Here is a 17,591-nt window from a genome sequence, read left to right as displayed (position 1 = left end):
CCTGTGTCAGACTCGACGTGCCTAGAGCCGCCAGCCCGATGCCCGCCAGGCTCCGGCGCCACGGTTCAAGGGCCGGCGAGCGAGGTCTGAGCGGCGGGTCCACACCGAAGCCGGTGAGGTAGCGCTCACCGACTCGGCGGTATCGACGTCCGACTCAGGTGCATTGCGCACCAGGGCGGACAACACCGCGGTTATGGCGGCCACTTCCTCACGGGTGGCATCGGCATTGACGACGAGCGCGCCTTTTGCCTCGTGCCGCGCCCGGCGTGCCGCCTCTTCCGGACTCACAGCGGAATGTTCCCGTGCTTCTTCGGCGGCATCGTGGCCCGCTTGTTGCGCAAGCTCCGCAACGAGCGAACGATCCTCTCGCGAGTCTCACTCGGCGCGATAACGGCGTCGATGTAGCCACGTTCGGCAGCGAGATACGGGTTGAGCAATGCCTCTTCGTATTCATCCACGAGGTCAGCACGCAGTGCCTCGACGTCCTCGCCGGCCTCCTGCGCCGCGGCAAGCCGCTTACGATAAACGATGTTGGCTGCGCCCTGGGCACCCATTACCGCGATCTGGCCGGTAGGCCAGGCCAAATTGATATCGGCGCCGAGCTGCTTCGAGCCCATTACGCAATAGGCGCCGCCGTAGGCCTTGCGGGTGATCAGCGTTATCAGCGGAACGGTCGCTTCGCCGTACGCGTAGATCAGCTTGGCGCCGCGGCGGATGATGCCGTTCCACTCCTGGTCGGTTCCGGGCAGGAATCCCGGAACGTCGACGAAGGTCAGAATCGGCACGTTGAATGCATCGCAGGTCCGAACGAACCGGGCAGCCTTTTCGGACGCATTGATGTCGAGGGTGCCTGCGAGCTGCATCGGCTGGTTGGCGATGATGCCAACGCTCTGGCCTTCGACGCGGCCGAAGCCGATCACAATGTTCGGCGCGAAGAGTTCCTGAACCTCGAGGAAATCGCCGTCATCGAGCACGGCGGCGAGAACGGCTTTGATGTCGTAGGGCTGATTGGCGGCATCCGGAACGAGGGTGTCCAGCGCCTCGTCCTCCGGGGTGCGGGCCAGGTCGGCGGCGGCCTCGAAAATCGGTGCATCGGCCATATTATTCTGCGGCAGGAACGAGAGCAGATCCTTGACGTACTCGAAAGCGTCGTCCTCGTCGCTGGCCAGGTAATGCGCGTTACCTGAAACGGCGTTGTGGGTATGGCCGCCGCCAAGCTCTTCGAAGCCGACGGACTCGCCGGTTACTGTCTTGATCACATCGGGACCGGTGATGAACATATGCGACGTCTTGTCCACCATCACGGTGAAGTCGGTGAGCGCCGGTGAGTAGACGGCACCCCCGGCAGACGGTCCCATCATCAACGAAATCTGTGGGATGACGCCGGACGCCTCGACGTTTCTGCGGAACAGCTCGGCAAAGAGCGCGATGGACGCAACGCCCTCCTGGATCCGTGCTCCGCCGGAGTCGTTGATGCCGATGATCGGGCAGCCCAGTTTCAGGGCGAGCTCCTGCACCTTGACGATCTTGGAGCCGAAAACCTCGCCAAGAGAACCGCCGAGCACGGTGAAGTCGTGTGCGAACACAGCAACCGGCCGGCCCTCGATGGTGCCGAGCCCGGTGACGACGCCGTCGCCGTCGAACCGGGTCTTGTCCAGGCCGAAGTTGGAGGAACGATGCCGGGCGAACTCGTCGAGTTCGTTGAACGACCCTTCGTCAAGCAACGCGGTCAGGCGTTCCCGCGCCGTGCGCTTGCCTCGCTTGTGCTGGTTTGCCTTGGCACGTTCGTTGCCGGCGTGCGCGGCCGTCCGCCGGCGATGGAACGCCGCCAACTTGCCTGCCGTCGTCTTGAGATCGGGCGTTTCGGTAACGTGCGCCTCAACGTCGGTAGGTGCGGCTTTTTCTCTGGCAACCAGATCCGTCACGAGTCCTCCTGTCGGCAAAAAAAGTCCGTTGTCGTAATTCAGACTAGGCACGGCCTCATCTGCACTGTGGGCATCGTGACGTGTCAGGGCCTGCGTGTTGTGGCTTAAGTCAAAACACTCACATAGGGTGATCTAGGTAACCTCGCCACCGCGTGCCCCGCCTTCACGAAAGCCAGCTTCTAAGAAATTGACCAGCCCGTACACCGATCTCAACCGACCTCCGCTGAACGCCGCAGTCTTGCGGCGGGCGCTCTGCGCGCCGCGCGGACCGATCTCCCGACTCGACATCGTTGAATCGACCGGTTCCACGAACGTCGACGCGGCCGACGGTCTGGCCGCAGAACCCGGCGCCTGGCCCGACCTTTCGGTCGTCGTTGCGGAGCATCAGAGCGCCGGGACCGGGCGGCGCGGCAGGCAATGGAGCAGCCCGGCCCGATCAGGTATCTACTCCTCGATCGTGCTGCGCCCGAATCTGGACGCCGTCAACCCGTGGCCGGCAGGCTCCTTCGGCTGGCTGCCACTGCTCGGGGGACTGGCGGCGTGTGAGGCGATTGCGGATGTCGGCGAGCTGGCCACGTCGGTCAAATGGCCCAATGACGTGCTGGTCGAGACCGCAGACGGCGACCGCAAGGTAGCAGGCGTCCTGGCCAGGGCGGTCCTGCTCGGGCAGGAACAAGCCGTCGTGCTGGGTGCCGGAATCAATGTCACGCTTAACCGGGAAGAACTGCCCCATCCGGCGGCCACATCGGTCCAGCTCGCCGGCGCGGTTGTCTACGACCGCGATTCTCTGCTGCGCGCATATCTGCGCAGGGTGGTGCACTGGTACTCGGCGCTGAAAGGGTCGGGCGGCGATGCCGAGGCCAGCGGATTGGCGGGAGCGGTTCGCGGCCGGACCTCGACGCTTGGCGCCGAGGTCCGGGTCGAGCTGCCCGGCGAGCGCAGCCTGACTGGCGCGGCCGCCCGGATCGATTCGCAAGCACGACTCGTCGTCCGGCATGGCTCCCAGGAAACGTCGGTTTCCGCCGGTGACGTTGTGCACGTCCGTCGCGCCGGCGCGGCGAGCCCGGCACCGGAAGAGGAAACGGCCGGCCGGGCACGGACAGAGGACGAGGAGTCGTGAGCGGCCACCAAGCGGAGCGTGAGCTGACTCAGCCCGAGCCGACCGAGCCCCCGACAACCGGGGATGACGCGGCGGAAGATGCCACTGCGGAGGATGCCACCGCGGACAATGTCGCCGGAGACGACACCGACCAGGATCGTCGGCTGATCAGCGACCTGCGGGCCGCCGCAGACAAGCTCGAACAGCGGCTTATCGGCGGTGAGCGCTCGCTCAGGCGCCGCGAAGTCGCAAGCAACGCCGGCGTCTCGCTGTTGTCAGCACGGAAGCTCTGGCGCGCTCTGGGCTTTCCGGACGTGGATGACGATGCCGTCGCATTCACGGATGCCGATTCCCGAGGGCTCGAACGAATGGCCGGCCTGGTGCGCAGCGGGGTGATCGATGAGCCAACCGCGATTTCGCTTACCAGGGCGATCGGACACACCATGGACCGCCTCGTGGTCTGGCAGGCCGAAACACTGGTCGAATATCTCGCCGGGGCACGCGATCTCGACGACGCCGAGGCCAGGAAGATCATGATCGCCGAGTTGGAAAAATTAGTCGACCCGCTCGAGGACATGCTGGTCTACGCCTGGCGGCGCGAGTTGGCTTCGGCGATCGGCCGGCTCAATGTCCGAGCCGAAGCCGGGCTGATGCGGGATGGACGCACGGACTGGTACGACGAAAGCATGCCGCTGGCACGTGCCGTCGGGTTCGCAGACCTGGTGTCCTACACCCGGTTATCCCAGCAGATGGAACCGCGACAACTGGCGCAGCTCGTGCAGCGCTTCCAGGCGCTGACCCACGACGTTATCGCGACCGGTAACGGCAGGGTGGTCAAAACGGTAGGCGATGAGGTGTTCTTCGCCGCAGAGAGTCCGGAAAGCGGCGCGGAGATCGCACTGAGCCTTGCCGAACGGATCGGAGCGGACCCGGACCTGCCGGACGCACGGGTATCGGTTGTCTGGGGCAGGGTGCTCTCGCGGCTCGGCGACATCTTCGGCTCGACGGTCAACCTTGCCGCTCGGCTTACTGCCATCGCCGAACCCGGCACAGTGCTGACCGATGCGAGCACGGCGGCCGCGCTACGGAATAACGATCGCTACATCCCGCTGCCACAGGCGAGTCACGTGCTGCAGGGTTTTGGCAGCATCAATACGGTTGTCCTCGCCAGGGGCAGGGGACAGGGCCTGGACATCGACTTCGACTAAGCAGGCTGGGAGGCGGCAGGTCAGAACAACGGATCGGGATCGATAATCACTGCTGGCTCGTCGTCGGTCGCGTTTGCCCGCGCGATGGCATTGATCTCTTCGTCCGAGGCATGCCGGTCGCTGTCGGCGGGATGCGCCGGCAGCCCGGCAGCCTCATCCACACCGGCTGAATCACCTGGGCCGCTCGTCAGGCTCGCCGGAGCGTCGCCGCCGCCTGGGTTGGTCGGCGCCGAACCGATTGCGTCAATCCTCTGGTCCAACGGCGTGCCGGAACCGTCCCTTCGTCCATACTCTTCGGGCAGGGAACGCGCAACGCCGTTTGCCGACGCAGCCGACGGCGATGGTCCGGCCCAGGCGATCGACAGTTCCGATTCGCCCTTGGAGAAGCGGTGCGCGCGAACGCCTCCGGTTGCCCGGCCCTTGGCCGGGAATTCCGCGAGCGGGGTGACCTTCGCGGAATGCACCGGGTCGCCATAGAAGCTGACACCCTGTGTGCCCGTGACGACAACTGCGTCCTCGATGTCTGAGACAGCGCCGAAGAAGGTCAGTTTTGCGTCCTTGCCGACTTTCATTCCAGCCACGCCTGAGGCAGCCCGGCCCTGAGGTCGCACCAGAGCCGCCGGGTAACGCAGCAACTGAGCCTCGGACGTGACGAAGACCAGTTCCTCCTCGCCGGTGGTCAGCGAGGCGACACCGACGACGCTGTCGCCCTTCTTCAGCGTGATGACATCCCAGCTCTCCTTGTTGGGATTGTCCTCCGCCGCGACGCGCTTCACCACTCCCTGCTGCGTTGCCAACGCGAAGCCTGGGCCAGTTTCGGAAATCGAGACCAGGCCGAGCACGGTTTCACCGGGGTTCATGGTGGCGAACTCCCGGATCGGGGCTCCGCCGGAGAGCGCCGGGCGGTGGGCAGAAGGCACCAATGTCGGCATGTCGACAACGGGCAGCTTCAGCAGGCGGCCCATTGTGGTGACGAGGCCGACCTCGCCCCTCGTCGTGGCCGGGACCTGCGACAGCAGGGCGTCGTGTTTGCTGCGTTTGCCCGAGCTGTCCAAGGCGGACCTGTCCACGCTGCGGGCCAGCAGACCGGTCGTTGACAGCAGGACCCAGCACGGCGAGTCCTCGATCTCAAGCGGCGTCGTTGTGGCCGTCTTGCCTCGGCCGTTCCTGCCGGTCTCTCCCGCGCGGGCTTCGAGCAGGGCGGTGCGCCGTGGAGTGGAAAATTCGGTCGCAGCGTCGGCAAGCTCATCCGAGACGACAGTACGCAGAAGGGCATTGTCGGCAAGGATTTCGCGCAGTCGCTCGATTTCCGCGTTCAGCTCGTCACGCTCACGTTCGAGCTCGATAGTGGAGAACCTGGTCAAGCGGCGCAACTGCAGGTCGAGGATGTAGGTTGCCTGGGCATCCGACAGGTCGAAAACGTCGATCAGCCGCTCCTTGGCGATCGACGAATCGTCGCTGCCACGGATCAGCTGGATGACCTCGTCGATGTCGACGATGGCGATCAGCAGGCCTTCCACAAGGTGCAGTCGGTTCTGGTGCTTCTCGAGCTGGAAGGCGGTGCGCCTGCGGACGACGTCGAGCCGGTGGTTGACGTAGACCTCGAGCAGCTCCCGCAGGCCGAGGGTGCGCGGCTGGCCTTCGACCAGGCAGACGTTATTGATCCCGAACGAGTCCTCCATCGGCGTCAGCTGATAGAGCTGTTCCAGCACGGCTTCCGGGTTGAAGCCGTTCTTGATCTCGATCACCAGCCGGAGTCCGTGGTGCCGGTCCGAGAAGTCATCGATACTTGAGACGCCCGGCAGCTTGTTCGCCTTGACCGCGGCTTTGACCTTCTCGATCACCTTTTCCGGACCGACCAGGTAGGGCAATTCGGTGACAACGATGCCCTTTTTCCGTGCCGTGACGTTTTCGACGGCTACCGTCGCACGGGTCTTGAACGTTCCGCGCCCGGTTTCGTAGGCTTCGCGGATGCCGGCCAGACCGATGATCCGTCCGCCGGATGGCAGGTCCGGTCCCGGGATGAACCGCATCAGGTCGGCGAGCGTGGCCTGCGGGTGCTTGATCAGGTGTCGGGCGGCGGCGATGACTTCGCCCAGGTTGTGCGGGGCCATATTCGTGGCCATACCGACAGCGATACCTGACGCGCCGTTCACCAGCAGGTTCGGGAACGCGGCCGGCAGCACCTCGGGTTGGCTCAGGGTGTTGTCGTAATTCGGCACGAAGTCGACGACGTTCTCACCGAGACCGCGAATCATCAGCAGCGCGGCCTTGGTCAGTCGCGCCTCGGTATAGCGTGGAGCGGCGGGTCCGTCATCGAGCGAACCGAAGTTTCCGTGTCCGTCGACCAGCGGCACTCGCATGATGAAGTCCTGCGACAGCCGAACAAGTGCGTCGTAAATGGCGGTGTCACCGTGCGGGTGCAGCTTTCCCATCACGTCACCGACGATCCGGGACGACTTCACGTGGCCGCGGTCGGGCCGAAGACCCATCTCACCCATTTGGTAGATGATCCGCCGCTGTACCGGCTTCATCCCGTCTCGGGCATCCGGAAGCGCGCGGGAATAGATGACCGAATAGGCGTACTCAAGGAACGAGTTTTCCATCTCTGACGAGACATCGATATCGATGATCTTCTCGTCGAAATCCTGAGGTAATGGATCTTGTGCCCGGCGGGCCATATAGCTGCTCCTTGAAATTCTTCATGTATGCGCGCCTACTATTTTGTCGCCGGCGCAGTCCCTAGGCCAGTTTTCGGCGCGGTGAGTCGTTTCGATCTGGGTTCGCCTGCAGCACAATCTCCGCACTCAGCGGATAAACACCGTCCAGGGCGGCTACCACCGGATTGAGCAGCAGCTCGGCCACCTCGGGCAACTGGTCGGCCAGCACACTGACCCGGGCAAGCAGGTCTTCCAGCGCACCGGTATGCGCCGGAGGCAGTCCGCGGTAGCCAAACAATCGGGGCGAGGCGCGCACCGACCGGATCAGGTCGGATATGTCAGAGTCGGTCAATGGCGAGATCCGATGCGCCACATCACCCAACAGCTCCGTCGCGTCACCGGCGAGGCTGAATGAAACCACCGGGCCGAAGAGCGGGTCCTCACCGGACCGGACCACGCAGGCGACACCGTTCGGCGCCATCGGCTGCACCTCGAGTGCGACCTGATCCGCCTCGACCAGCGGCGTCAACGTGCGCTGCATAGCCAGGTAGTCGTCAAGGAGTTCCGCGTCGTCATCGATATTCAGCCGGACCCCGCCCAGCTCGATCCGATGCCGGAGATTGTCGTCGACCGACTTGAGGGCGACAGGATAGCCAAGGAAGTTCGCGGCCTGCACCGCCTCGTCGATATTGGTGACGCGACGCGATGGCAGCGCTGTCAGGCCGTAGCAGTCCAGCAGCTCGTGTACCTGGTGGCTGTCCAGCCTCACCGGCTCCCCGGGCGCCGTGCCCGCGAGCCACTCGGTGACCAGGCGCCGGGCCCGCCGGGGCTGGAGACCTTCGGGGTTGACGTAATTCCCGTGATCCCGGGTGCGCCACTGGGCGTACCCGGTTGTCGCGGCCAGTGCCCAGACGGCGTCTTCCGGGCTGGGGTAGGCGGGAACGGTCAGCGTCCTGACCTCACCATCGCTGGTGGTTGTCGCCGACAGTTGTTCCGAGACGCCATGCACGCCGAGGAAACAGGCGACCGTCGTCTTGCCGGATCCTGCCGCGATCTCGGCCAGGGCGCTGGCGACATCCCGTTCGGAGGCACCGACGGAGGGCGTGAACGTGACGACCACTGAATCCAGGTCCGAGCGAAATATCTCTTCGAGCGCTTCCCGGAACTGGGCATCGCTCGCCTCGGGGTGCAGGGACACCGGCGTGGCGCCGACCCGCAGCCCTTTTGCCCGCAAGCCCTGTACAACAAGTGTGCCGAGCGCAGCAGAGTTTCCGATCACGCCGACCCGCGGACCCGAGGGCAGCGGCTGATTCGTCACCAGCTGAGCGACATCGAAGAGCCGGTGAATGCTGTCGGCCCTGATCACCCCGGCCTGTTTGAGCATCTCATCCAGGGCTCCGGCACCGGCTGGAGAGACGCGCACGGCGTGCCCAGGTGGGAGTTCCTGGCCGGTGATATCGGATTTCACCACGACGACCGGCTTGGAACGGGCCAGCCGGCGCGCGATCCGGGAGAACTTTCGCGGATTGCCGATCGACTCGAGGTAAAGCCCGACCGCACGGGTATTGTCGTCCTCTTCCCAGTACTGCATCAGGTCATTGCCGGACAGATCGGCGCGGTTTCCGGCGGAGACGAAACTGGACACGCCGAGACCCCGGCGGGCGGCCGAGGCCAGGACAGCGATGCCGAGCGCGCCGGACTGGCTGAAGAGCCCGAAGTTGCCAGCAGGCGGGAGGAACGGCGCCAGCGAGGCATTGAGCCGCACGTCGGGATCCGTGTTCAGCAGGCCGAACGAGTTGGGCCCGACGACTCGCATTCCGTTTGAACGGGCGGTTCGGACCACCCCCCGCTGCAGCGCGAGACCTGCTGGGCCGGTCTCGGCGAAGCCTGACGAAATGACTACGACGCCCTTGACGCCGTGTGCCGCGCAGCTGCGCACAACGTCCGTCACGGCATCGGCGGGTACCGCGATCACGGCTATATCCGCCGGGCCCGGCAGGTCCTGAAGGGTTCGGTATGCGGGGTGGCCGGCGACGTGTTCGGCCTCGGGATGCACCACATACACATCACCGCCGAATCCTGCCTCGGTCAGGTTGCGTAGCAGGAGATTGCCGGTGGAATCGCGTTTCCGGCTGGCGCCGATCACCACGACCGACTTCGGATGCAGCAATCCGAAGACGCTGAGTGCCTCCGCCCGGTGTTCGCGGGATTCCATCACCGCCCGAGAACGGTCGGTAGGGTCGACATCGAAGTGGACGTCGACGACACCGTCGTCGAAACGCCGGGTGACCTCGTAACCCGCCTCGGTGAACACCTTGAGCATTGCGGAGTTCTGCGGTAGCACCTCCGCACGGAACTGCCTGATGCCGCGCTCGCGGGCCGCCGCGGCCAGGTGCTCCAGCAGAACCGAACCAAGACCGCGGGACTGATGTGAATCGGCGATATTGAACGCGACCTCGGCCTGCTTTTCGTCGATCCGGTCATAACGACCGATGCCGACTATCTGCTCACCGATAGTGACGACGAAGGCGACGCGGTCACGGTGATCCACGTTGGTGAATCGCTCCAAATCGCGCTTCGGCAGTCTCGGCAACGGAGCGAAGAATCTCAGGTAGATCGATTCTTCGGACTGGGCGACATGAAAGTCCTGAACCGCGCTCGCGTCTTCGGGACGGATCGGCCGAAGGTGCGCAGTGCCGCCATCTCGGAGGACGACGTCGGCTTCCCAGTGCTCGGGATAGCCAACCGCTACAGTCATACGTTTACTCTAAGGGTTTCGGCATCTGGAACAATGGTCGCATGTCCCAGCCCTCAGCAACAGGTAAGCAGCCCGCGCAATCAGTGGTGCCGGAGGAAGTCCTCGAGGACCTGCAACGCGCCGGGTACTACCCGCAGCTCGCCGCGCATGTGTTCGGCGCGACGCTCTTTGGCGAGCCGGTCCGCTCCCACCTCGTGCACGTCGAAACCCACTTCGATCTCGAAGAGGTGCATCGGCACATCACCGTGCTGATGCTGACGCCGACCCGGCTGCTGCTCGGACACATCGATGACGATCCGGGCGGACCGGGCCAGGGTGCGTTTGCCCAGGCCACGACCGAAGACATTCCGCTGGCACGCATCCGCTCGGTGCTGATCGGTCATGTGTTCAACAATCCGGAGCAGTTCCGCCCGGGGCAGGACCCACGGGAGGTCACCGTCACGCTGTCGTGGGGTGGCGTTTCCCGGGTCGAGATGCGTCCCGAAGACTGTGCCGACCCGCAGTGCGATGCCGACCATGGTTACGCCGGGATCATCGGTGGCGAAGACCTTGCACTGCGGGTCAGTTCCCAGGCTGAGGGTGCGCAGGCAGTCTCGCGGACCCTTACCTTCGCCACCGAGCTGCGGCACGCTGCGCACATCGCACGAACGACGCAGCATTGATCCTCAACTGCCGCTCGCCGCTCCACTCATTGCACCAATGAACCGAAGGAACACCGACAGAGTGGATTCGAACCATCCCGGCAATTCAGTGCTCGCCCCGGATTACGCGGGCGGAAGCATTGCCGATGTAATCCCTGCGACGGCCGATGCGCTCGGTTACGGAAGTGCGATCGGTGCCGAGACCGTCGACAGGGCCGCCGCCGTCTTGCCGCTCGGCGAAGCCCGTTCCGCGGTTGTCGTGCTGGTCGACGGACTCGGTGCCGAGCAGCTCCGCTCGCGAGCGGCGCACGCGCCGTTCCTGCGTGGACTGTTGGGCGCGAGCCGGGAACTCTCCGCCGGTTTTCCGTCCACGACGGCGAATTCCTTGTCCTCACTCGGTACCGGGCAGCTTCCCGGCGGTCATGGTGTCGTCGGCTACCGGGTGCTCGATCCCGACCGCGACGTCATCCTCAATCAGCTGTCCTGGGATCAGGACACCGATCCCAAACTCTGGGTTCCCGATAGCACGTTGCTGGAGCGGCTCACCGAGGCCGGCCTCGACGTGGTCAGCCTCGGCGAGGCAAAGTTCGCCGAGCGCGGACTGAATCAGGCCTCGATGCGCGGCGGACGCTTCCGGCCGTCACGCCTGCTCGGCGAACGTGCCGGTCACGCCATCGAGGAATTGAAACGGCCCGGAAACCACCTCGTCTACCTGTACTGGGGTGCGCTTGACAAGGTCGGCCACCAGAAGGGAAGCGGCTCCTGGGCCTGGCTGGAAGAGCTGGAACGTATCGATGCCGAGCTGCGCCGGCTTGCCGAGCAGCTGCCCAGGGACACCCTGCTGGTGATAACCGCCGACCACGGCATGGTCGACGTCGCGCATGATGACCGGCTGGACCTCGCCGCGCATCCGGCCCTGCGCACCGGGGTGCGGCACGTCGGGGGCGAACCCCGGGCCGTCCACCTGTACACGGAGCCGGATGGGGGGCCGGGCCTGGCTGCGGATCTGGCAGACCGCTGGCTGGCCGAGATCGACGGCCGAGGCGCCGTTCTGACTCGCGAGCAGGCGATCTCGGCGGGGCTGTTCGGTGTCGTCGGCGCCCGGGCGAGGAGCCGGATCGGCGATGTCGTCGTGACGGCTGGTCCGGATTTCGCCGTCGTCGACACCGCCAATGACTCGGCCTCCGCGCTCGCGCTCCTCGGGCACCATGGCGGCCTCAGCACGACCGAGTTGCGGATTCCTTTGCTGACAGCGAGGTCGTAGCGCCCGTGCGGCGCCTTGCATCGCTGCAATTCCACCACTCACCCTCGAACCACGACAGGAATGGCGTATGGCACAACTGGTTTTTTTCACTGGAACGATGAACTGTGGAAAATCCACCCTGGCCCTGCAGATGGATTACAACCACTCCTCGGCGGGACGCCACGGCCTGATCTTCACCCGGGATGATCGGGCCGGCGATTCCGTGCTCTCGTCGCGGCTCGGCCTGACCACCACAGCGATCGAGGTGCGAGACGACACCGACTTCTGGGACGAGGTTGCCAACCGGCGAACCTACAGCAGTCCGGTGCACTACCTGATCGTCGACGAGGCACAGTTCTATTCAGCGATCCAGATCGAACAGCTGGCAGGCATCGTCGACGAGATGGGTATCGACGTCTTCGCGTTCGGCTTCACCACCGATTTCCGCTCCAGGCTGTTTGCCGGTGCGCAGCGGCTGATCGAGTTGGCGGACCGGGTGGAGGTGCTCCAGGTCGAGGCGCTGTGCTGGTGCGGGGCCCGGGCAACGCACAACGCCCGCACCGAGGGCGGCGTCATGGTCACCGAGGGCCGCCAGGTAGTGATCGGCGACATCGCAACGCCGGACGATGCCGCGGGAGACCCCGGTCTCAATCCGCCGCCGCCCGAGGTGGAGGTTGGTTATGAAACTCTGTGCCGGCGACATCACATGCGGCGGATGACGGCCGCCCGGGCAAAAGAACTGGCGCCGGAGGATCAGCTGCTGCCGATCGATACCCGCGTGCGCCCACCGTCGGCACCCCGCTGGCGGCGCTGATCTCGATGTTTCACCGGCCCGTGCTGGAACTCTGGAAGTTGAGTACGGTCGCCGTTCTAGTACCCATTGGCTTGCTAAGTCCGTGAGCTTCTAAAACGGTGGTGGATCGTCGGCTGGGACATGGCATTGCGGAACATTTTCCGTGCCCGGCGGTGGCAGGGCGGTGTCTACCGGGAACCGGTTGCCCTCGCGCTGCTGTGGAGCGGTCTCGCTACTCGGTGGGGGCGGCCCGCCAGGTGGCACTGCTAGTGGTTGTTCCTGGGCAGCCCCGGCTTCGAGGGCCTGGAGGATCCGGGTGGAAGTGCTGGCGGTGATGGGGTCGTCGTCTTCGTGCCGGTCGTAGTAGCGGCCGGAGGGCAGGTGCCAGCGGATGGTGACCGGGCCGTGGCGGGCTCCGATGGTTTCGGCGTGCAGAATGCCCAGGGTTTTGCCTTGATGGTGGTTTTTGCACCCCGGGCCCAAATTCCAGGCGTTGGTGGGTCCGCCACGATCGGGGTGGTCGTGGTCGAAGGGGACGACGTGGTCGATTTCTGCCCGGTCCGACGGTGTGGTGCAGCACGGCACGGTGCAGGTGGTGTGCCGGGCACGCAGATAGCGCAGCGTCTCGGTATCGGGCCGGTAGCTGTATTGCCGGGTGTTCAGGATCCGGCCGGTGATCGGGTCGGTCAGGATCCTGGTCCAGGTTGGTGCGTCGGCGGCGATTGCGGTGGCCATGGCCGGTGGGATCGGGCCGTAGCCGTCGAGGTGTCCGGGCAGATTTGCGAGACCGAGTAGGGTCAGGGCCGGTACGGTGACATTCACCCGGGTCTGCGCCGGCACCCGGGACCGCGCCCCCGTGACACCGTTGATGGTCCCGCTGCTGCCGTCGATGGTCGCCCTGCCGTCGGGGCCGAAGTCGACGCCGGTGAGCAGGTCGAACCGCCGTTGGGCTAGCGTCCGGCCGTCTGCACCGACGCACTCGCCTCCCCGAAAGCCAGATTCCGGATTCGCGCCCGACGCCGAGGCTATGCCGGAAGTGGCATCCAGACCGAAAGTCGAACCCGGACCGGCGGGCGAGGCGGATTGGGTGCGGGCGGCGGCGTCCAGCCGACGGTATGCGGTCAGCAGTGCGTCGGCAGGCCCGTAGACGGACAGGATGGCCGCGCCGTCCTCCACCGGGATGAACTGCACGCTGCGGTCTTGGCAGACCTGGGCGTGCCTCGCGGCGGCGTCCCGGGCGTCGGCTACCGCAACCGCTGTGCGGACCCGGCGGGTAAACGCCCGCCGGGACAGCCCGTTCGGCCAACTGGCGACCAGGTCGTCGAGTTCGAGCGCGGCGTGCGCGTCGAGGCTCCGGGTCTGGGTGATGAGGAATCCGAACCGGGCCCGGTCGATCGTCCCGGCCTTGACCAACGCCAGAGCCCTGGGGAAACACGCGCTGGCGAACATCGCGTCCAACAGCCTGGTCTTTCCCGTCCGGGAGGCCACATCCAGCGCGCAGGCGACCTCGTCGCCACTGAACCGGGGCAGGCCGCGAGACACGGCCTCCCGAAACGCCCGGAACGCGACAGTCCCGGTCTCCTCCTCCGCGGCGGGCTGGGTCTGAGCGGATACGGCGTGCTGCCTGACCGTCGAGGCGGCGGTTCGGCCGGCCTCGACTTCCGAGGTGCCCGACGCTGAGGAGTCTGGGTGAGCGGTGGCCCTTGAACCAGCGCCGGTCTCCAGGGCGTGATCCTTGGCCCGGTCGGCGAGTTCGTTCCGGCCGAATGCGGCCAGCGCCTCGGATGCGATCACCGAGGCGAAATCCTGCAACCGTTCGGCGTCCACGGCGACTTCCAGCAACTGCGCCGCGGACAGCCGGTCAAGATTCAGACCTGCCAGCGCGGCGTCCAGACCGGTACCGGCAACCACGGCGCTGCTGGGAATCACCGCGACATCCTGCACCCGCCGGCTGCCAGCCCCAGCGGCGGAATCAGCGGCAGCGGCACTGGCAGGAAAGGCCGTGCCGTCGCTACGGGGAACGTGGCGGCCATCCCGTTGTAGATCCGCGGCAGCACCCGGTAGGGCGATATCGCCCGCCCGGCCCGAGTGCTCCTGTGCATCTTCCATGCCTCTACTACAGCACCCAGCACTGACAGTCACTCCGTAGTTAGCCTGCCGTCGCGATCCGTCGGTGGTGGGATCGGTCCGCGGGGATTCCAGGGGTGCTGACAGCTCGTTGCGCGCCTACAATGGGCAGCCCAGAAGAACGTGCACTCGCCGAAGGCCATTGAACGAAGGGTAGGCACACGATGGAACTCGAGGATCTCCTGGAGGCGCTGGATGCCGGTCAGACCATCACGGGGGACTCGCCGCTGCATGAGGTCATGCATCGGGTCAGTCAAGAGGCCCTGCGCGTCACCGGCGAACTGAACGGCGGATATCGGGAGCCCGCGCGGGTGCGTGAGCTATTGGCTCGGCTGATTGGGAAGGCGGTTGACGAATCCGTCACGGTCTTCCCGCCGTTCTACGCCGACTTCGGGAAGAACATCACCCTAGGCAAGCGAATCTTCATCAACTCCGGCTGCAAGTTTCAAGACCAGGGCGGCGTTGTGATCGGCGACGGCAGCCTGATCGGGCACAACACGGTGATCGCCACGCTGAACCACGACCTTGCCCCGAGCCGCCGCGCGGACATGCACCCGGCCCCGGTCGTCATCGGCCGCAATGTGTGGATCGGATCGAACGCCACGATTCTGCCGGGCGTGACGATCGGTGACGACGCCGTCGTGGCAGCCGCGTCCGTCGTCACGAAGGACGTTCCGGAAAGGACCGTCGTGGTGGGCTCGCCCGCGCGAGTGGTCCGCTCACTTGCCGGCTGACACACCCGTTCTCTGAGCCCTCAGGCGCTCGAGTGCTCCCGTTCCGTGGATGGAATATCAGCCTTTGGCGGCCGGAAGAGAACGAGCCGGTACATCGCGTAGCGGAAGGCGGTGCCGAGGAACAGCCCTATCCCGTTGCCTGAAATATTGTCGGCGAGTTTCGAGGTGTACCCAAGACCGTAATGCGACACGAACAGGCAGGCGGCCGCAATCACCAGCCCGCCGGCGTTTATCAGCGCGAATGAGAAAAGCTCCCGAAGGACTGAGTTTCCCCGGCCCTCCCTGAATGTCCAGTACCGGCTGCCGAGCCAGGAGACGACGGTGGCGACCATGACAGAGATGACCTTTGCGCCGATCGGTTTGTCGTCGAGAATCGAAAACCGCAGGGCGTTGTAGACGCCGAGGTCTACCAGGAAGGCGATAGTTCCGACTGCGCCGAACTTGCTCAGGTGCGACACGAGGGCAAGCCAGCCTAGATCCGCCCACCTTCGTGATGCCATCTGGTTCCTTAGCGTGAGGCTTCCCCTGCGGGAAACGTGGTTCGTATCGGTCATTCGTCGCCCTACCCGTCGCCGGATGGGTGCGATGGCGGGTCGAGGCTGGCGATCTGTCCGCGCCATTGTTTCAGCTACTCCCACCGAGCCGCAAAACATCCGATACCCCTTGCGCGGGCATTGACGCGAGGAGGCAGGTAATCTTGCGTCGTGACTTTTCCTGTGGTTGGCGTTATCGGTGGGGGGCAGCTTGCGCGCATGATGGCGCCGGCAGCCGAGGCTCTTGGTGTTCGTCTGAAGGTGCTCGCGGAGAGCCCGGATGTCTGTGCGACTCAGGTGATACCGCAGGCCCAGGTTGGCGACTATCGGGACCTAGCCACGCTGCGCGAATTCGCCGCGGGCGTTGACGTGGTCACCTTCGATCACGAGCATGTGCCGACCGAGCACCTTCAGGCGCTCGAAGCCGACGGGGTCGTAGTGCATCCCGGGCCGCGCGCGCTGGTTCACGCGCAAGACAAGATCGTGATGCGGACGGCTGTCGACCGGCTCGGTCTGCCGAATCCTCGCTGGGCGCCGGTCGGCTCCGAGGCGGAGCTCGCCGAGTTCGGTGATGAGATCGGCTGGCCAGTCATCGTGAAAACGCCGCGCGGCGGGTACGACGGCAAGGGTGTGCGCGTTGTTCATTCTGCCGCGGAAGCAGCCGATTGGCTGGAATCCGCCGCCGGATCGCCACTGCTTGCCGAGGCATTCGTGCCATTCAACCGCGAACTTGCCGCCATGGTGGCTCGCAGCCCGATGGGGCAGGCGGCGGCCTGGCCGGTTGTTGCCACCAAGCAGGTGGATGGTGTGTGCCGTGAGGCTATCGCGCCGGCGCCGAATCTGCCCGACGAGCTGGCCGCGCGAATCAGCGGGGCGGCACTGAAGCTCGCCGGAGACCTGGACGTCACCGGCGTGATGGCAATGGAGGTCTTCGAGGTCGCCGACGAGAACGGCAAGGCGTCGTTCGTCATCAATGAGCTCGCAATGCGGCCGCACAACACCGGTCACTGGACCCAGGACGGGTCGGTCACCAGCCAGTTCGAGCAGCACCTGCGGGCCGTGCTCGACCTTCCGCTTGGCGAAACCGCCGCACGCGCCGACTATTCCGTGATGGTGAATGTTCTCGGCGGGGAGTACCCGGATCTCTACCATCCCTATCTGCACGTTATGGCCCACGACCCTGGTATCAAGGTTCATATGTATGGCAAAGAGGTGAAACCCGGCAGGAAGGTCGGGCACGTCACCGCCACCGGAACGAATCTGGATGACTTGCTGGAGCGTGCCAGGCACGCAGCCGACTATTTCACCGGCACCATCACCGAATGACTTACGTCAGATCGAAAGGGCGCGATGATGAGCGCAAGTAGGGCAGTGGTTGGCGTAGTCATGGGCTCGGACTCCGACTGGCCAACCATGCAGGCGGCAACCGAGGCGCTGACCGAATTCGGCGTTCCGTGGGAAGCCGACGTGGTCTCCGCTCATCGGATGCCGAGCGAAATGCTGGACTACGGTCGCGAGGCGAGCTCACGCGGCATCCGGGTAATCGTCGCCGGCGCCGGGGGAGCGGCTCACCTGCCCGGCATGCTGGCTGCCGTCACTCCACTGCCGGTTATCGGGGTGCCAGTTGCGCTGAAATACCTCGACGGGATGGACTCGCTGCTGTCGATCGTTCAGATGCCGGCCGGAGTTCCGGTGGCGACTGTATCCATTGGCGGTGCGAGGAATGCCGGTCTGCTTGCCGTCCGGATGCTGGCGGCCGGAGATACCGAAGCAGCGTTGGAGCTCCGCGGAAAGATCGTCGAATTCCAGGCCGGACTCAGCGAGGCTGCCAAGGCCAAGGGCGCCGCATTGCGATCCGGGCTCCGGTAGA

Annotated in this window: 14 protein-coding genes; 8 read left to right on the top strand and 6 right to left on the bottom strand. The window is 65.3% G+C overall.

Going from position 1 to position 17,591, the window contains the following annotated elements; genetic code table 11:
- Positions 1–21: 21 nt before the first annotated feature.
- Positions 22–288 carry an acyl-CoA carboxylase subunit epsilon gene (locus LWF01_RS11425; RefSeq protein ID WP_349637517.1) on the bottom strand — a complete coding sequence of 89 codons (267 nt, stop codon included), beginning with the start codon at positions 286–288 and terminating at the stop codon, positions 22–24.
- Positions 285–1,916, bottom strand: a complete 1,632-nt coding sequence (locus LWF01_RS11420) for an acyl-CoA carboxylase subunit beta (RefSeq protein WP_432762023.1) — start codon at positions 1,914–1,916, stop codon at positions 285–287. Before LWF01_RS11420 ends, LWF01_RS11425 begins: the two co-directional genes overlap by 4 nt.
- A gap of 196 nt (positions 1,917–2,112) precedes the next feature.
- On the opposite strand from LWF01_RS11420, the gene LWF01_RS11415 reads away from it, so the two are divergent.
- Positions 2,113–3,045, top strand: coding sequence for a biotin--[acetyl-CoA-carboxylase] ligase (locus LWF01_RS11415; RefSeq protein WP_349637516.1), 933 nt, complete (start codon positions 2,113–2,115; stop codon positions 3,043–3,045).
- Positions 3,042–4,232 carry an adenylate/guanylate cyclase domain-containing protein gene (locus tag LWF01_RS11410; RefSeq protein WP_349637515.1) on the top strand — a complete coding sequence of 397 codons (1,191 nt, stop codon included), beginning with the start codon at positions 3,042–3,044 and terminating at the stop codon, positions 4,230–4,232. Before LWF01_RS11415 ends, LWF01_RS11410 begins: the two co-directional genes overlap by 4 nt.
- A gap of 20 nt (positions 4,233–4,252) precedes the next feature.
- Here LWF01_RS11410 and LWF01_RS11405 read toward each other — a convergent pair whose 3' ends face one another.
- Together LWF01_RS11405 and LWF01_RS11400 are read right to left on the bottom strand one after the other, a co-directional pair.
- The gene (locus LWF01_RS11405) at positions 4,253–6,913 is read right to left on the bottom strand and encodes a DNA gyrase/topoisomerase IV subunit A (RefSeq protein ID WP_349637514.1); all 2,661 of its coding nucleotides are present in this window, start codon (positions 6,911–6,913) and stop codon (positions 4,253–4,255) included.
- A gap of 61 nt (positions 6,914–6,974) precedes the next feature.
- Positions 6,975–9,650 carry a bifunctional acetate--CoA ligase family protein/GNAT family N-acetyltransferase gene (locus LWF01_RS11400; RefSeq protein ID WP_349637513.1) on the bottom strand — a complete coding sequence of 892 codons (2,676 nt, stop codon included), beginning with the start codon at positions 9,648–9,650 and terminating at the stop codon, positions 6,975–6,977.
- Positions 9,651–9,691: 41 nt separating this feature from the next.
- Between LWF01_RS11400 and LWF01_RS11395 the strand changes: the two genes are divergently transcribed.
- The 3 genes from LWF01_RS11395 (at position 9,692) to LWF01_RS11385 (ending at position 12,348) form a co-directional block, all read left to right on the top strand.
- Positions 9,692–10,312, top strand: a complete 621-nt coding sequence (locus tag LWF01_RS11395; RefSeq protein ID WP_349637512.1) for a DUF5998 family protein — start codon at positions 9,692–9,694, stop codon at positions 10,310–10,312.
- Positions 10,313–10,373: 61 nt separating this feature from the next.
- Positions 10,374–11,555 (top strand): alkaline phosphatase family protein, encoded by a 1,182-nt coding sequence (locus LWF01_RS11390; RefSeq protein WP_349637511.1) that lies wholly within the window; start codon positions 10,374–10,376, stop codon positions 11,553–11,555.
- 67 nt (positions 11,556–11,622) lie between these two features.
- Positions 11,623–12,348 carry a thymidine kinase gene (locus LWF01_RS11385; protein WP_349637510.1) on the top strand — a complete coding sequence of 242 codons (726 nt, stop codon included), beginning with the start codon at positions 11,623–11,625 and terminating at the stop codon, positions 12,346–12,348.
- Between the two features lie 90 nt (positions 12,349–12,438).
- Here the strand turns inward: LWF01_RS11385 and LWF01_RS11380 are convergent, their stop codons facing one another.
- Positions 12,439–14,436, bottom strand: a complete 1,998-nt coding sequence (locus LWF01_RS11380) for an HNH endonuclease signature motif containing protein (protein ID WP_349637509.1) — start codon at positions 14,434–14,436, stop codon at positions 12,439–12,441.
- Between the two features lie 182 nt (positions 14,437–14,618).
- Between LWF01_RS11380 and LWF01_RS11375 the strand changes: the two genes are divergently transcribed.
- Positions 14,619–15,188, top strand: a complete 570-nt coding sequence (locus tag LWF01_RS11375) for a DapH/DapD/GlmU-related protein (protein WP_349637508.1) — start codon at positions 14,619–14,621, stop codon at positions 15,186–15,188.
- A gap of 20 nt (positions 15,189–15,208) precedes the next feature.
- Here the strand turns inward: LWF01_RS11375 and LWF01_RS11370 are convergent, their stop codons facing one another.
- Entirely contained in the window at positions 15,209–15,688 is a 480-nt protein-coding gene (locus LWF01_RS11370) for a GtrA family protein (RefSeq protein ID WP_349637507.1), read from the bottom strand.
- 204 nt (positions 15,689–15,892) lie between these two features.
- On the opposite strand from LWF01_RS11370, the gene LWF01_RS11365 reads away from it, so the two are divergent.
- Both LWF01_RS11365 and purE read left to right on the top strand, forming a co-directional pair.
- Positions 15,893–17,047, top strand: a complete 1,155-nt coding sequence (locus tag LWF01_RS11365) for a 5-(carboxyamino)imidazole ribonucleotide synthase (protein WP_349637506.1) — start codon at positions 15,893–15,895, stop codon at positions 17,045–17,047.
- Positions 17,048–17,074: 27 nt separating this feature from the next.
- Positions 17,075–17,590, top strand: a complete 516-nt coding sequence (gene purE / locus LWF01_RS11360; protein ID WP_349637505.1) for a 5-(carboxyamino)imidazole ribonucleotide mutase — start codon at positions 17,075–17,077, stop codon at positions 17,588–17,590.
- The last annotated feature ends 1 nt before the right edge of the window (position 17,591 follow it).

Origin of the sequence: Saxibacter everestensis (assembly GCF_025787225.1) — a bacterium.
GTDB classification, from domain to species: domain Bacteria; phylum Actinomycetota; class Actinomycetes; order Actinomycetales; family Brevibacteriaceae; genus Saxibacter; species Saxibacter everestensis.
The sequence above is the reverse complement of the archived record's forward strand: the minus strand, read 5'-3'. Positions and strand labels throughout refer to the sequence as shown.

Excerpts from the sequence above, each read along its gene's own strand:
- LWF01_RS11405 (WP_349637514.1), bottom strand. The coding sequence starts at position 6,913 with ATGGCCCGCCGGGCACAAGATCCATTACCTCAGGATTTCGACGAGAAG.
- LWF01_RS11400 (WP_349637513.1), bottom strand. The coding sequence starts at position 9,650 with ATGACTGTAGCGGTTGGCTATCCCGAGCACTGGGAAGCCGACGTCGTC.
- LWF01_RS11395 (WP_349637512.1), top strand. The coding sequence starts at position 9,692 with ATGTCCCAGCCCTCAGCAACAGGTAAGCAGCCCGCGCAATCAGTGGTG.
- LWF01_RS11385 (WP_349637510.1), top strand. The coding sequence starts at position 11,623 with ATGGCACAACTGGTTTTTTTCACTGGAACGATGAACTGTGGAAAATCC.
- LWF01_RS11380 (WP_349637509.1), bottom strand. The coding sequence starts at position 14,436 with ATGGAAGATGCACAGGAGCACTCGGGCCGGGCGGGCGATATCGCCCTA.
- LWF01_RS11375 (WP_349637508.1), top strand. The coding sequence starts at position 14,619 with ATGGAACTCGAGGATCTCCTGGAGGCGCTGGATGCCGGTCAGACCATC.
- LWF01_RS11370 (WP_349637507.1), bottom strand. The coding sequence starts at position 15,688 with ATGGCATCACGAAGGTGGGCGGATCTAGGCTGGCTTGCCCTCGTGTCG.
- purE (WP_349637505.1), top strand. The coding sequence starts at position 17,075 with ATGAGCGCAAGTAGGGCAGTGGTTGGCGTAGTCATGGGCTCGGACTCC.